This window comes from Sporosarcina ureae DSM 2281, from assembly GCF_000425545.1.
GTDB lineage: Bacteria > Bacillota > Bacilli > Bacillales_A > Planococcaceae > Sporosarcina > Sporosarcina ureae.
Genome location: NZ_AUDQ01000005.1, coordinates 115,144 through 129,885, shown reverse-complemented (window position 1 = coordinate 129,885; position 14,742 = coordinate 115,144). Strand labels below are relative to the sequence as shown.

General features: G+C 45.6%; 12 protein-coding genes. 10 read left to right on the top strand and 2 right to left on the bottom strand.

The features are described from left to right. Positions 1–2 precede the first annotated feature (2 nt). Together moaA and H605_RS0106855 are read left to right on the top strand one after the other, a co-directional pair. Complete coding sequence (gene moaA / locus H605_RS0106860; protein WP_029053548.1) at positions 3–1,013, top strand: GTP 3',8-cyclase MoaA; 1,011 nt, start codon at positions 3–5, stop codon at positions 1,011–1,013. Between the two features lie 13 nt (positions 1,014–1,026). Continuing rightward, positions 1,027–1,992, top strand: a complete 966-nt coding sequence (locus H605_RS0106855) for a 2-hydroxyacid dehydrogenase (protein ID WP_029053547.1) — start codon at positions 1,027–1,029, stop codon at positions 1,990–1,992. Positions 1,993–2,128: 136 nt separating this feature from the next. Here the strand turns inward: H605_RS0106855 and H605_RS0106850 are convergent, their stop codons facing one another. Continuing rightward, positions 2,129–3,010: a TetR/AcrR family transcriptional regulator gene (locus H605_RS0106850; RefSeq protein ID WP_029053546.1), complete on the bottom strand. Its 882-nt coding sequence runs from the start codon at positions 3,008–3,010 to the stop codon at positions 2,129–2,131. Between the two features lie 176 nt (positions 3,011–3,186). Between H605_RS0106850 and H605_RS0106845 the strand changes: the two genes are divergently transcribed. The 6 genes from H605_RS0106845 (at position 3,187) to H605_RS0106815 (ending at position 11,646) form a co-directional block, all read left to right on the top strand. Continuing rightward, on the top strand, positions 3,187–4,689 hold the full coding sequence (locus tag H605_RS0106845) for a DHA2 family efflux MFS transporter permease subunit (protein ID WP_051210491.1): 1,503 nt from the start codon (positions 3,187–3,189) through the stop codon (positions 4,687–4,689). A gap of 152 nt (positions 4,690–4,841) precedes the next feature. Then, a complete protein-coding gene (locus tag H605_RS0106840) occupies positions 4,842–6,623 on the top strand; it encodes a tetratricopeptide repeat protein (protein WP_155979481.1) in 1,782 nt (593 codons plus the stop codon). 467 nt (positions 6,624–7,090) lie between these two features. Beyond that, positions 7,091–8,566, top strand: a complete 1,476-nt coding sequence (locus H605_RS0106830; RefSeq protein WP_029053543.1) for an aldehyde dehydrogenase family protein — start codon at positions 7,091–7,093, stop codon at positions 8,564–8,566. 25 nt (positions 8,567–8,591) lie between these two features. Then, positions 8,592–9,740, top strand: coding sequence for a saccharopine dehydrogenase family protein (locus H605_RS0106825; protein WP_029053542.1), 1,149 nt, complete (start codon positions 8,592–8,594; stop codon positions 9,738–9,740). A 78-nt stretch (positions 9,741–9,818) separates the two neighbouring features. Further along, positions 9,819–10,427, top strand: a complete 609-nt coding sequence (locus H605_RS19195) for a GNAT family N-acetyltransferase (protein ID WP_029053541.1) — start codon at positions 9,819–9,821, stop codon at positions 10,425–10,427. Positions 10,428–10,452: 25 nt separating this feature from the next. Continuing rightward, positions 10,453–11,646: an acyl-CoA dehydrogenase family protein gene (locus tag H605_RS0106815; protein WP_029053540.1), complete on the top strand. Its 1,194-nt coding sequence runs from the start codon at positions 10,453–10,455 to the stop codon at positions 11,644–11,646. A 113-nt stretch (positions 11,647–11,759) separates the two neighbouring features. On the opposite strand, the gene H605_RS0106810 is transcribed toward H605_RS0106815, so the two are convergent. Further along, complete coding sequence (locus H605_RS0106810) at positions 11,760–12,641, bottom strand: SDR family oxidoreductase (RefSeq protein WP_029053539.1); 882 nt, start codon at positions 12,639–12,641, stop codon at positions 11,760–11,762. A gap of 154 nt (positions 12,642–12,795) precedes the next feature. On the opposite strand from H605_RS0106810, the gene H605_RS0106805 reads away from it, so the two are divergent. Then, entirely contained in the window at positions 12,796–13,968 is a 1,173-nt protein-coding gene (locus H605_RS0106805) for an aminotransferase class I/II-fold pyridoxal phosphate-dependent enzyme (protein WP_029053538.1), read from the top strand. A gap of 151 nt (positions 13,969–14,119) precedes the next feature. After that, a complete protein-coding gene (locus tag H605_RS0106800; RefSeq protein WP_029053537.1) occupies positions 14,120–14,698 on the top strand; it encodes a hypothetical protein in 579 nt (192 codons plus the stop codon). Positions 14,699–14,742 lie beyond the last annotated feature (44 nt).

Sequence of the window (14,742 nt, the reverse complement as noted above, 5' to 3'; positions counted from 1 at the left end):
AGATGAATGCCATTGTAGATCAACTCGGACGCCCGATTCGGGATTTGCGGATTTCTGTAACGGATCGCTGTAATTTCCGCTGTACGTACTGCATGCCGAAAGAAGTATTTGGTGATGATTTTGTATTTTTAGCCAAAAATGAATTGCTATCGTTTGAGGAATTGGAACGCTTGGCTCGGATATTCGCTCAGTTAGGAGTCAAGAAACTGCGTTTGACAGGCGGTGAACCGCTAATGCGCCGCAATTTACCCGAGTTGATACAGAAGCTTCACGACATCGAAGGGATCGAAGACATCGGACTGACAACCAACGCAGTGCTGCTCGGTCAATACGCACAACCGCTTTACGACGCTGGATTGCGCCGTCTGAACATCAGTTTAGATGCACTTGACCCAGAACTGTTCGGCCAGATCAACGGCCGTGGCATTTCACCTGAACTCGTTCTCAAAAATATTCAAAAGGCACAAGACATCGATTTTACGATTAAAGTGAATATGGTCGTACAAAAAGGTATCAATGAAAGCGAAATACTCCCAATGGCTACGTATTTCAAAGAACGTGGCATCACGTTGCGCTACATCGAGTTCATGGATGTCGGTAATGACAATGGCTGGAGCTTCAAAAAAGTTGTCACGAAGAAAGAAATCTATGACATGCTGGCTGCTGAATTTGACATGGAGCCTGCGGAAGAAGACTATTACGGCGAAGTCGCAAAACGCTATCGTTATGTAGGAACGGATGCACAAGTCGGCTTCATCACATCCGTTTCGGAGTCGTTTTGTTCAACTTGTACGCGTTCTCGTCTATCATCCGAAGGGAAATTATACACGTGTCTCTTTGCGTCAGAGGGCTTTGATCTACGGGAATTAATTCGTTCGGATAAAACCGACGAAGAATTATACGAAGTGATTGCCAACGTGTGGAGAGGTAGAAAAGACCGCTATTCCGATGAACGTACGGAGCAAACTGTGAAGAACCGTAAGAAAATTAATATGAACTATATCGGTGGCTAAAGGAGTGTTGTACATGAAACCAACAGTATATATTTGTCGAGAGATGCCGGAAGAAATGATCGCACCAGTACGCGAGCACTACGAAGTACGTATGTGGGAATCAACGAGTGAAGCTGTTCCTCGTGATGTATTGCTGAAAGAAGTGGCTGACGCGGATGCACTATGGACCGTCATCTCCGATCAAATCGATGAAGAAGTGCTTAACGCAGCTCCTAAATTACAAATAATCGTCAATATGGCAGTGGGCTATAACAATATCGATGTTAAAGCTGCGGTGGCACGGAATATTATCGTAGCGAATACACCGGATGTACTATCAGAAACGACGGCAGATTTGGCGTTTGCTTTATTGATGGCAACGGCCCGTGATTTGATTGGCGCAGAGAACACGTTGCGCGAAGGGCGTTGGACTTCTTGGGAGCCGCTTGGCTTTACAGGAACTGATGTGTACGGGGCTACTCTTGGTATCGTCGGAATGGGCAGGATCGGTGAAGCAGTGATGAGACGTGCGAAAGGGTTCGATATGGACGTGCTGTATCATAATCGTAACCGCAAGTCCGAAATGGAAGACATGTATGGCTGTCGTTATGCCAAGCTTCCGGATTTGCTGGCGTCGTCCGATTTTGTACTGATTTTGGTGCCGTATAGTGAAGAGACAAAGGGAATGATCGGGGAGGAGCAGTTGTCTCAGATGAAAGAGACGGGTATTCTGATCAATGTTGCGCGTGGCGGGATTGTGGATGAAGACGCGTTGTTTGATGCGCTACGCACGAACAAGATTCATGCGGCAGGACTGGACGTGTTTGAGACGGAGCCTGTTCCGCTCGATCATCCGTTGTTGACGTTGCCGAATTTGACGGTGCTTCCGCATATTGGCAGTGCTTCGGTGAAGACGCGGAAGGCGATGATGAAGCTGAACGTGGACGCGTTGCTTGCGTTTGCGCTAGGGGAAGAGCCTAATCATCAGGTTCGTGGTTAGTAGTGATGGGGGGGCGACTAGTTTATTCTACTGTCTATATTGACGTGTGAAAATAACCTCCCACTAGACAAAAAAGAGCCTCGAAAAAGAGACTAGCAAAGTCATGCTTGGCGACTTTGCTAGTCTCTTTTTGTTCTTATTGAGATTTATTGATAAACAACCAAACCGCTGCGGATAATTCGATTGCTCGTAGCTGCAGTTCGGAGCCTTCGAAGGCTTCGCGGAATGAGCGTACGACGGATTCAAGTAAATAGAGTCGAGGTTGATCAGATGATAACTCGTCTACTAAAAATTGACTGTATAACGTTCTTTGACTTTCTTCTTCTGGTAACTGGCTGATAAATTTTTGCAAACTCTCGATCAGTACTTCGCGTGTCATAGGGTAAAAATCTGCAGCCGTTAACATGTCTTCTAGCAAGTTTTGCGACAGGAAGTGTGCGTCTCGTTTTATAATGTCTGGCACGATAACTTCCATTCGTTGCATGACGAACTCGACTAGTTTCATCGTATCGATGCGCTCTGTAGTGGAACTTTTCCAGACGTTTAGTGCGTGTTGGATGAAGCCGAAAAGCAGCGATGCGCAATCATAGGAGTAAGGTTTTATTTCTTCGCCGTAGACGTTAACGAGTCGTTTTGCGATCCATGCCAGTTCCCGGAAATGCATCTGTTTGACAAATTGACGTAGCTCGTCATCAGGAGAATGAACGATAGTTTCAAACAACGGAAGCAAGTTTTGTTCCCGGTTCATCGTTAAACGAATTTCAATTTGTGCAGATAGCAATGCGGGGTCTGTAAGATCTTTACCAATCGCCAGCTCATTTCTTCGTAAGTAACTTATATAATAGGCGTCGCGCAATATCGCCATTAGACATTCGTTTTTAGAAGAAAAGTAATTATAGAACGTTCCCTTTGAAATTTGCGCTGCATCCAAAATGTCTTGAATGGATGTCGAGTGAAAGCCTTTGTCGATGAATAATTGTTTTGCGATAAGTAATACGTGCTTTTTACGGTCGTTCATAGATAATCACCTGTTATTTAAATTTGTTTTTATACTGCGTGTATACTTCATATACTATTCTTAAAACATTGTTATATCAAGCTTTTGATTCTCTCGAAATTTATTAGTTGTAATAAATGTACTGGCGGTATAAAATATAAATCTGACATATTTTATACATGTTATAGGAGGATAAAATGGTGGAATCATTAGAAATTAAAAAAATGCATGAGAAACCGCCTTATGGCATCATTGCTATATTGTTCATTGGTGCATTTGTTGCGATCTTGAATAATACTTTGTTGAATATCGCATTACCGGTCATAATGAAAGAGTTTTCGATTACGCCATCGGCCGTACAGTGGTTGACCACCGGTTATATGCTGGTCAACGGGATTATGATTCCGGCAAGTGCGTTTTTTATACAGAAGTTTACTAATAGAAGAATCTTCATTACAGCGATGGTGCTTTTCTCGTTAGGGACATTTATTGCGATCATAGCGCCGACATTCTCTTTGCTAGTCGTCGCACGTATGATTCAAGCATCTGGTTCTGCACTGATGATGCCGTTGTTAATGAATGTTATGTTGACAGCATTCCCAATCGAAAAACGGGGAGCGGCACTTGGTATGTTCGGTCTGGTAATGTTCACGGCACCGGCGATCGGACCCACATTGTCTGGCTGGGTAGTTGAACATTATTCGTGGCGTACATTGTTTGAGATTGTCTTGCCGATTTCATTGCTGACACTGATTCTTGCTATTTTCAAACTCAAGAATATTACGCCGAATCGTGATGTACGCATTAATTTCTTCTCGTTAGTCTTATCGACGATTGGTTTTGGTGGTTTGCTATACGGCTTCAGTTCTGCAGGTGAAAAGGGTTGGAGTTCTCCAATTGTCTATGGCATGATTGCGCTCGGTACCATTTCGCTCGTATGGTTTATTCTAAGACAATTACGTATGAAAGAGCCGTTGCTTGATTTTCGAATTTACAAGTACCCGATGTTTGCACTCGCTTCCGTCATATCCATGGTGATAGCAGTAGCGATGTTTTCCGGAATGATTTTGACACCGTTATATGTACAAAATGTTCGGGGTATTTCACCGCTAGATGCAGGATTGCTGATGTTGCCAGGTGCAGTGTTAATGGGTATCATGTCGCCGATCACAGGTCGCTTATTCGATAAATACGGTCCGCGTGCCCTAGTCTATACGGGACTGACTATTTCGGTATTCACGACGTATTTATTGAGCCAATTGCAGATGGATACAAGCTATTATTATTTGATGGGCGTATATACATTCCGAATGTTTGGCTTGTCGATGGTCATGATGCCGGTTATGACAAACGGAATGAACTCGTTGCCGATGATCTCGAATCCACATGGTACCGCAATGAATAACACATTGCAGCAAGTATCTGGTGCTATTGGTTCGGCATTGTTATTGACACTCATGACAAAACGGTTGGATGCATCGGCAGTGGCACAAGCAAAGGATTTGGCCGCGTCTGGAGTCGATGTGTCCACTATGACAGAAGAGATTGGACGTTTGGCGATGCTCGACGGTGTCAATCACGCGTTCTTCATCTCAACGATTATTACAGCCATTGCATTGATTCTATCGTTATTCATTAAACGGGTCATGCCACCGACTTCGCCAACTATTGGTGAAGTGAAGGAACAGTCCGAAAAGTAGAATAAGAAGTTTCGTATGCTACTATGCATGCGGAGCTTCTTTTTAGTATGGTATAGTAAAAAGAAAAGGTTGTGTTCGATGTGATAGGGAACAAAGAAAAGTGCCCATGCGGAAGCGGGGAAATTGTAGAGAACTGCTGCGGCAAAACAGATATGCCGGGCACAAATATCGTTCAAGAAGAACTGAAGAAAGTATTAAACAGCTATTATGAAACTTCATTGTCTCCTGCTGAGATTCAATCATTAGAAGGATTATTGAAAGAGTGGGCTGGACGTCTGGGTGAGTGGATGGAAGAAGAGGAACTCGTGACGAATGTGAGCGATTATTATTTCTTCATCGTTCGTAAAGATCTTTGGAGACGCCACCTAGTAAAAGCGTTGAACCGTACGCAAAACAGAGGGGTACGAGCTATTCTGAAGAGCTGGCAGAATGCTTTTATAACGTTCGCGGAAGTGACGAAGGCGGAGAAAGAAGTCTACCATATGAAAGAGATTCTTGGGAGTGGCGAGTATTTATTGGCGAGAGAAGCAGGCGAGCCTGAAGATGTTCGCGCCATCGTTGCCATCGTCCTGGAAGAGATGCGCAATGAAGAGCGCTGGGTCATGCCGATTTCTGCCATCGCAGTGAATGAGCATATGAGTGATGAACTATTGACGCGTGTGCAGGAACTAGCTGAAACGAGTGACGAAAAGAATAGCTTCGATTTCTTCAAGAAGCATCTAGTCGACATTTACGAAGTCGTTTGTAAACTCGATGTTCAAACGTTATCTGACGTAGTCGAGCAGAACTTCACACCATTACAGCGCGAAGTGATAGAAATTCTGGATGCTAAACTCGAAAAGGAAGAGCTATACCCGGGCGCGTATGAAATGGTACTGTCCTTGATGGCGTATTACTTTACCGATCAAGATCCGAAGTTCCGTAAGCCGGAAGTACTCGCCGCAGCGGCTTTCCAATTGGCAGTGGACACGAACATGATGCCGAATACGTACACACAAGCGGAAGTAGGGAAACTGTTCGATGTTTCTGTATCTTCATTCCGAAAGCATACGGATATTTTGCTAGAGAAGATTGAAGAACTCGAGAAGATGATGGAGGAAGGGAAGAAGGATGCTGCATATCCTATTGGAACCAATCCACTTCCATCTGAGCAAATGAATTGGCAAGTGCATATGTTGACGCAAAAGCATAACTTTGATTCGTTAGAAGAAGCACAAGCATACATTCAAGAAGCAATGCAGCAACCGTTCGAGCCGGAAAATCAGCAACAAGAAGCACAGATGCTTTGTTATATGGCGTACAATGCCGAAACGATTGAACAGCGACATGACTTCGCGGTAGGTGCGTATGGCGCTGATCCGACGAACGTCGATGCGTTGTTACTTCAGACGGAGCTGACAGATTCAAAGGACGAGCAGGAGAAATTCTTTAAACAAGCTATATTCTCTGGTGAAAAACAGTTTGATAATCGTGCGGAAGACGCGTGGAAGTTTGCACCGAATCGTCCGTATTTACGTAGTTTGCTGCAGTACGGCGTGTGGCTCTATGAGCAAGACCGTTTTGCTGACGCGAGCGAGATGTTTATACGTCTGCTGTCGCTCGACCTCTTTGATCATCAACGTGCACGGTACTTGGCGGTTTCTTCGTTGATTCATCAAGGAGAAATTGATCAGGCAACGCGATTGTTGGAGGCGACTGAAGAAGTTTCTGAAGGCGATGCAGCGTATTGGTATTTGTCGTGGTTGGTGGAGATGGAGCGTGCGCAAGGTGAGTCTTCGGAGAATGCTTTGGAGTTGTTTGCTAAGGCTGAGCAGTTGAATCCACATGTGAGTAAGTTGATGGAGATGGCTGTGGAGAAGATGAGCTATCCGAAGAGTGTTGCTCTTATCCCGGGTAGTCATGAGGAAGCGCATTATATTTGGTATTTGTTGTAATGAATGCAGGCCGTCATGGCGAGTTGGAGTTTCCGACTTGCTGTGGCGGCTTTTTGTGTTGGCATTGGTGAGCGATGAGAAGGGCACCGTTAATCTGCGTTTTAGGCGGACGCTTTCCTGCGGGCATGGCTTGTGCCTCCTCGTCACTGCGTTCCTGCGGGGTCTCAAGGCTCATGCTTTTCCCGCGGGAGTCGCCGCCTAAAACGCAGATCAACTACTTTACGTTTCTAAAACTAGTGATGTGTAAAGATTCCTTTCATTAACTAAACGAAGGCACCTCCAAACCGTAGGCTTAGCAAGGAAGCATCCGCAAGCAACTCACAGAATGCAATGCTTTTCCAAGGTTGCATATCTTATTTAAATTTCCGGAATATGTCTAGCCTTAAAGGAATAGGATGATATATTGTCGAACAATTCTAATAGGGACAACTTACGAAAACGATATGGAGTAGAGAGGGGTAGTATGGATGAAGCTAACTAATTACATTGATGGTGTTTGGCAGGGGGAAGCCGCTAGTTATGCTGTTGTGCTCAATCCAGCAAATGGGGAAGAGTTGGCGCAGGTGCCTTTGTCGACGGAGGAAGAGGTGCAGCAGGCGGTGGCTGCGGCGAAGAAGGCGCAGAAGAAGTGGGCTTTGGTGCCGGCACCGAAACGTGCGGATTATCTCTATGAAATTGGCCGTATGATGAAAGATAAAAAAGAACATCTAGCGCAAGTACTGACGAAGGAAATGGGCAAAGTAATAGAAGAGGCCCGCGGAGAGGTGCAAGAGGGAATCGATATGGCGTTCTACATGGCGGGAGAAGGTCGACGCTTGATTGGGGAAACGGTTCCGTCTGAGTTGCAGGATAAGTTCGCGATGAGCGTACGTGCACCGATTGGCGTGGTCGGTCTGATCACGCCGTGGAATTTCCCAATTGCGATTGCTACGTGGAAGTCGTTTCCGGCAATTGTGGCGGGGAATACATTCATTTGGAAACCGGCGACGGAAACACCGTTGATGGCGTATGAAATGGCGTTGATTTTCGAAGAAGTGGGTTTGCCACATGGTGTCGCGAACATCGTCTTCGGTTCAGGCTCAGATGTGGGTACTGCGCTGATCGAACATCCCGACGTGCGCGTTATTTCGTTTACTGGCTCGACGGAAACAGGTCGCCACGTTGCGGAATTAGGCGGTCGTCACTTGAAGAAAGTGTCTCTTGAAATGGGCGGCAAGAATGCAGTCATCGTGCTGGAAGATGCAGATATCGAGCTAGCGGTAGAAGGTATTTTATGGAGCGCATTTGGAACGGCAGGACAACGCTGTACAGCTTGCAGTCGGGTCATCGTGCATAAAGACGTGAAGGAAGAGTTGCAGAAGCGTCTGCTAGAGAGCATGCAAGACCTAACGATGGGTGACGGATTGGATGAAACAGTGAAAGTCGGTCCTGTGATTAATGAAAAAGCGCTGGAGAAAATCCAAAGCTATATCGAAATCGGCAAAAGCGAAGGCGCGAATCTAGTGGCAGGTGGACATGTGCTGAATGAAGGCAAATTCGCTACCGGACATTATTTTGAGCCTACATTGTTTACGGATGTCGCATGGGATAGTCGACTTGCACAGGAAGAAATTTTCGGTCCGGTTGTTTCATTGATTACAGTCAGCAGTCTGGATGAAGCGATCGAAGTGAATAACAGCGTTGCATATGGCTTGTCCAGTTCCATTTTCTCGCAAGATGTCAATAAAGTATTCCGCGCACAACGCGACCTCGATACGGGTATTGTTTATATCAACGCAGGCACAACGGGCGCGGAAATTCATTTGCCATTTGGCGGAACGAAGGGGACGGGGAACGGTCATCGTGACTCTGGAGTTGCGGCACTCGACGTCTTTACGGAATGGAAGAGCATTTACATCGATTACAGCGGCAAGTTGCAACGCGCACAAATCGATACGGAATGAACTCACAGGAAGAAGGGATGAGCAGATGAAAGTTGTTGTATTAGGTGCAGGATTAATGGGAAAAGAAGTCGTTCGTGATTTAGTCAAGCAGGACGAAGTGAGAAAAGTGTATCTCGCGGACCGCGCCATTCGGCAAGCGGAAGATTTCGCCGAAGAACTCATGAATGAAAAGCTCGACATTCTATTGCTCGATGCTACGAATGAAGAGCAACTCAGCGATGTCATCGGGCTTGGGGATATTGTCGTCAACGCCCTGTTTTATACATTCAATGAAGCGGTCGCCCGTTGTGCAGTAGAGCGTGGCGTACATGTTGTCGACCTAGGCGGACATATCGGTGGGGCAACGGAAAAAGTGCTCGCGCTAAGTGAACAGGCTGCTGCAAAAGGCGTGACGTTAATTCCAGACCTTGGTGTAGCGCCCGGTATGATTAATATTCTGTCAGGATATGGCGCGTCGTTACTAGATGAAATTAAGTCGATCAAACTGTACGTAGGCGGAGTTCCGGTCCAATCCGAACCGCCACTGAACTATAATGTTGTCTTTTCATTGGAAGGATTATTCGATCATTATACCGATTCATCTCGCGTTATGCGAAATGGTGAAGTGATGGAGTTACCTTCATTATCGGAAATCGAAACGCTAGAATTCGATGGCTATGGCGAAATGGAAGCCTTCCATACATCAGGTGGTACGTCGACGATGCTTGAATCATTCCCTAACATTGAAACACTAGAATACAAGACAATCCGCTACCCGGGTCATGCAGAAAAGGCGCAGCTATTGGTTGATCTTGGCTTGCTATCTAGAGATTCTACAATTCAAGTAGATAGTAGACCTTTACGTGTGCGCGACGTCATGCTCGCTCATTTGACACCGCAATTACGCCTTGGAGATAAATCGGACGCTGTCTTACTTCGCGTCATAGTGAGCGGTACGAAAGACAATAATCCGCAGACGGTGACGTTTAATATGATTACGGAAAAGGATCCGAACACGAATGAAACGGCTATGGCACTCGCAACGGCCAACACTATTTCTGTCGTAGCGCAAATGATCGGCAATGGAATCATCACGAAAAGAGGCGCATATCCACCGGAAAATATCGTGCCTGGCGAACTGTATATCGCTGAGATGAAGAAACGCGGAGTGGTTATTGACGTACAACAGGCCTGATACGGTATATACTGGTAAGAAAGCGTGGATTTAGATCTCAACAGACCATCTCCTCGTAATTCTAAGGAGTGAAGTGAAATGCAACAACAAACATTGAATACATCACAGATGGGATTACAGCATCTCGCAACGAATCGACGGACATTGAATAGATTATTCAAATTCGTGCTAGTAGACTTCGGATTTCTCGACCATATTCCATTCCCGATTATGCGCAACGCACTTAAGAAAAACATCTTGCGTGCAGTCTATTTGACGGACGGTATTAACGTTTACGGCTATGCCATCTATCAGGAAATCCCGAAATATGGAGGTATTCACGTACTCTACTTGGCAATTGCGCCGGAATTCCGTTCATATGGCTTAGGCAGCGTCATGCTTCGCCGTCTAGATGCGTTATCACCAGCGGGAATTTTACTGGAAGTGGAAGATCCCGACTTCTCTCGGAATGAAGAAGAATTATCGATTCGGACACGACGTATCGCATTTTATGAACGGAATGGACTGACACTGGATCAAACAGTGAAGCTAACCAATTTTAAGCACCCGTTATTATTAATGACAACTACGGCACTGCCTGCATTGAACGAGCGTCAGTTCCGTAAGTTTTATCGACAGTTATATAACCGCGTATACCGCATACCAGTAGGACAGATTGCGGTGAACGCACGCATCGAAAAAGCTTAGTTTCATTGTAAAGGAGGACACGAAGATGGACTTTACATTTACAGATGAACAGAACATGTTGCGACAGACGGCAAGACAGTTTGTAGATGCGGAAATTATGCCGTATATTGCGAAATGGGATGCAGAGGGAAGTTTTGACAAAGGAATTTGGAAACGGCTCGCGGACCTTGGATTTATGGGCGTCTGTGTCCCGGAAAAGTACGGTGGCAGCGGGATGGATTATAATGCTTTGGCGATTTTATGCGAGGAACTCGAACGTGGAGACACAGCTTTTCGCACCGCGGTTTCTGTCCACATCGGCTTGAATTGCATGACGTTGATGCAGTGGGGAACGGAAGAGCAGAAGAAGAAGTATTTAGTACCGCAAGCGAAAGGCGAGAAAATCGGCGCATTCGGATTGACGGAACCAGGCGCCGGCTCAGATGTTTCCGCCATTCAGACAACCGCGGTTCGTGATGGCGATGACTATGTATTGAACGGTCAGAAAACCTGGATTTCACTTTGTGATTCGGCAGACAACTTTCTCGTTTTTGCTTACACGGATAAATCACAGAAGCACCACGGCATCAGCGCGTTTATTGTAGAGCGAAGCATGCCGGGATTTTCATCAAAGGCAATCAAAGGGAAGTACGGCATTCGGGCAGGTAACACGGGTGAGCTATTCTTTGAAGACGTTCGTGTACCGGCTGTCAACCTATTAGGTGAAGAAGGCGAAGGGTTCAAGATTTCGATGGCGGCGCTGGATAATGGTCGTTTTACGGTGGCGGCAGGTGCAGTGGGCTTACTGTACGCTTGTCTTGAATCGAGCGTACAGTATGCAACCACGCGTGAAACATTCGGTAAGAAAATAGGTGAACACCAACTAGTCCAGCAGATGCTTGCGAAGATGGAAGCGGGTTATGAGATGAGTCGTCTTCTTGTCTATCGTGCGGGTGAGTTGAAGAATAGCGGTGTTCGGAATACACGTGAGACGTCACTCGCGAAGTGGCAAGCGTGTGATTTTGCTAATCAAGCTGCAGATGATGCTGTGCAGATCCATGGAGCGTATGGCTATTCGGATGAGTATCCGGTTGCGCGGTATTTACGCAATTCAAAGGCGCCTGTTATTTACGAGGGCACGCGGGAAATCCATACGATCATGCAGGCGGAGTATGTGCTTGGGGAGCGTAGTGATAAGAAGTTGAATCGGATGTTGCCTAAGTGGCCGTTTGAGGAATGAAAACGATGCGGTAAGCCGGTATGGCTTACTGCATCGTTTTTTTTGTGCGGAAATTCTGATTTTGAGGGTGTAGCGCGGTCGTGCTTAACGCTTTACCCTTCATATATACCGAATTAAGACCCAACAAAATCTCCGCCATCGACGTGTATAGTTTGTCCAGTCATATAGCTCGAGTCCTGTGAAGCTAAGAATACATACGCGGGTGCGTTCTCAGCAGGCTGTCCACGGCGTTTCATCGGTGTGTCTGCACCATGTTCATCCACCGTCTTCGCGTCAAATGTAGCGGGAATCAGCGGTGTCCAGATCGGTCCTGGTGCCACTGCGTTGACACGAATTCCTTTGTCCGATAAATTTAATGCCAATGAACGTGTAAAGCTTGTGATGGCCCCTTTTGTCGCAGAGTAATCAAGCAAACCAGGTGATCCGTTATAGGCTGTTATCGAAGAAGTATTGACTATGCAGTCGCCTTTTTTCATATGTGTAATGGCTGCCTTGGACATAAAGAACAACCCAAAGAAGTTCGTTTCAAATGTTTCCTTCAACTGCTCTTCCGTAATGTCTTCGATAGATTTTTGCGGGAACTGTTTACCGGCATTGTTAACTAGTATATTGAGTTTGCCAAAGTCTTCTATCACTTGGCGGATCAGTTGTTTACAGTTTTGATCGCTGCTAATATCCGTTTGATATTTTTTTGCTTTACCACCGTATTTCTCGATTAATTCAATTGTTTTATCGGCATCCTCATCTTCCTGATCAGCTAAATATGCGATGGCGACGTTCGCACCTTCTTTCGCATAGGCAACCGCGACGGCTCGTCCAATTCCGCTGTCACCACCTGTGATCAAGGCCGTTTTTCCTTTAAGTTTATCCGCGCCTTTAAAATTCGGGTCATCGTAAATTGGCGCGGGGTCCATCTTTTCCTCGACACCGGGCTGTGTAGATTGTGTCTGTCCTGAAATGTTGTCGTCGATTTTTTCGTATGGGTTTTGGCTCATGTAATATCCTCCTCAATACATAGTTACCAAAAGTATTCCCCGATTGCTCATGACCAAACATTCAAATGTCCGGTATAAAATTAATCCAAGCGGTGTTTTTGCGTGTTATAATAAAGTCGTGTAGTACTATATAACAGCTAAGGAGCGTGTCTTCGTGAACTTTCAACCTTCCAAAAAAATGTCCATATTCTCACCAGCGATCTTTGGTGACTTAAAAGCAGCTGCTGAGTTAAAAAAAGCAACAGGCGCGCAAGTCGTCGATTTGAGTCTCGGTAGCCCGGATCTACCACCTGACGAGCGTGTACGTCAAGCGTTGTCTGAGCATAGCGCGTTGGCCTCATCTTACGGTTACACACTGGGAGGGACGAAGCGATTCCATGAAGCCGTCGCAAATTATTACAAACGACGCACAGGTGTCATCATCAATCCCGATACAGAAATTCTGCAGACAATGGGTTCGCAGGAAGGTCTCGTTCATTTACCGTTCGCGTTCTGTGACGAAGGAGATTACGTCCTGACGACGAATCCTGCCTACGTCGCCTATGACGCAGGGATCAAACTAGCAGGCGCAGTGCCTTATTACATGCCATTACTTGCGGAAAACGACTTCTTGCCTAATCTGAATGAAGTCCCGGAAGACGTGCTGAAAAAGACTAAACTACTTATCCTAAACTTACCAGGAAACCCAGTACCGGCAATGCCAAGTGAAGCCTTTTTCGAAGAAGTCGTAGCGTTCGCAAAGAAACACGAAATCATCGTGCTTCATGACGCAGCGTATTCGGAATACTATTTCACTGGCGACCGTCCAGCAAGTTTCCTCACAACACCTGGCGCAATGGAAGTCGGTCTGGAAATCAACTCGCTGTCAAAAAGCTTCAGCTTGGCTGGCGCACGGATCGCTTACTTCGTCGGAAATGCAGAAATGATCAAAGTAATACGCGAACTGAAATCCAACCTCGACTATGGAACATTCGGACCGATCCAAGAAGCAGCCATTGTGGCACTCGATAACGGTGAAGAAATCACGGATCGCCTACGCGCCGAGTTCTCTAAACGCCACCACGCGTTAATGGACGGACTCGCATCACTAGGCTGGGAAACGACCCCATCTGAAGGCGGTATGTTCGTCTGGGCGAAGTATCCATATGACATCGACGACATAGAATTCGTCTTCGAAGTTATTAAACAAGCGGGCGTCGTCATGGTACCTGGCAGCATCTTCGGTACCGCAGGAAAAGGTTACGTCCGCCTTGCCCTCGTGCAAAAAGTCGAATTGATTGAACAAGCGATTGAACAGCTTAGAAAATTATCGATTGTTAGCGTGTAAATAAAAAAGGAAGAGCGTTTTTTTATGCTCTTCCTTTTTTTATAATCAAAGAAATGGTTCAAAATCAATTCGATACAAGACGTCTACTGCATACATTAAGTTACTACCGCAAAATATTAATAGAAACGTAACAGAGAGAGGAGGGGATACGATGACCGAACGTAAAAAGGACCGAAGCTACCAGAAAGACAACAGAATTCAACCCCGTAGAAAAAAGCAGAGTATTGTGATCTGGAGTGTTGTCGCGACAGCCACCGTGATGTTTTTGCTACTCGTGTTACCATTGTTGCAAGAGTCGAATACGGAAAATGAAAAAGTTATACCAGCTGTAGGCCTGTATGAAGATCTAGAAAATTTACAACTCAAGGTGTTACAAGAAAAACCGTTAGAAGATGGAGAAATCGAATATTTAATTGAGATAAATAATGACACCAATAGGGTAATTCACCAGCCTACATTAATCTTCAGTTTCGAAGTGAAACTAGAGAAAGGTTGGGCAGAAAACCCCTTCAAGTACTCAACTGATCTTGGACTGGAAATTGAACCGGGGCAAAAAATGAAAGTACCGCTTGCAGTGAATGTAAGTCTACTCAACAAGGAGACGATTGATACTAATCACGTTATGCTTGAATTGAAAGGCTATCTGGATGAACTAGAGCTTGAAAATCTATTTCACACGGGACAATCAATCAGTAATGTTGAAGGCGACAGACAATGGAAGAAGCTATAACCAAGCTAAAATCACTCTATAAAAAGAGTGCTTTTAGCTTTTTT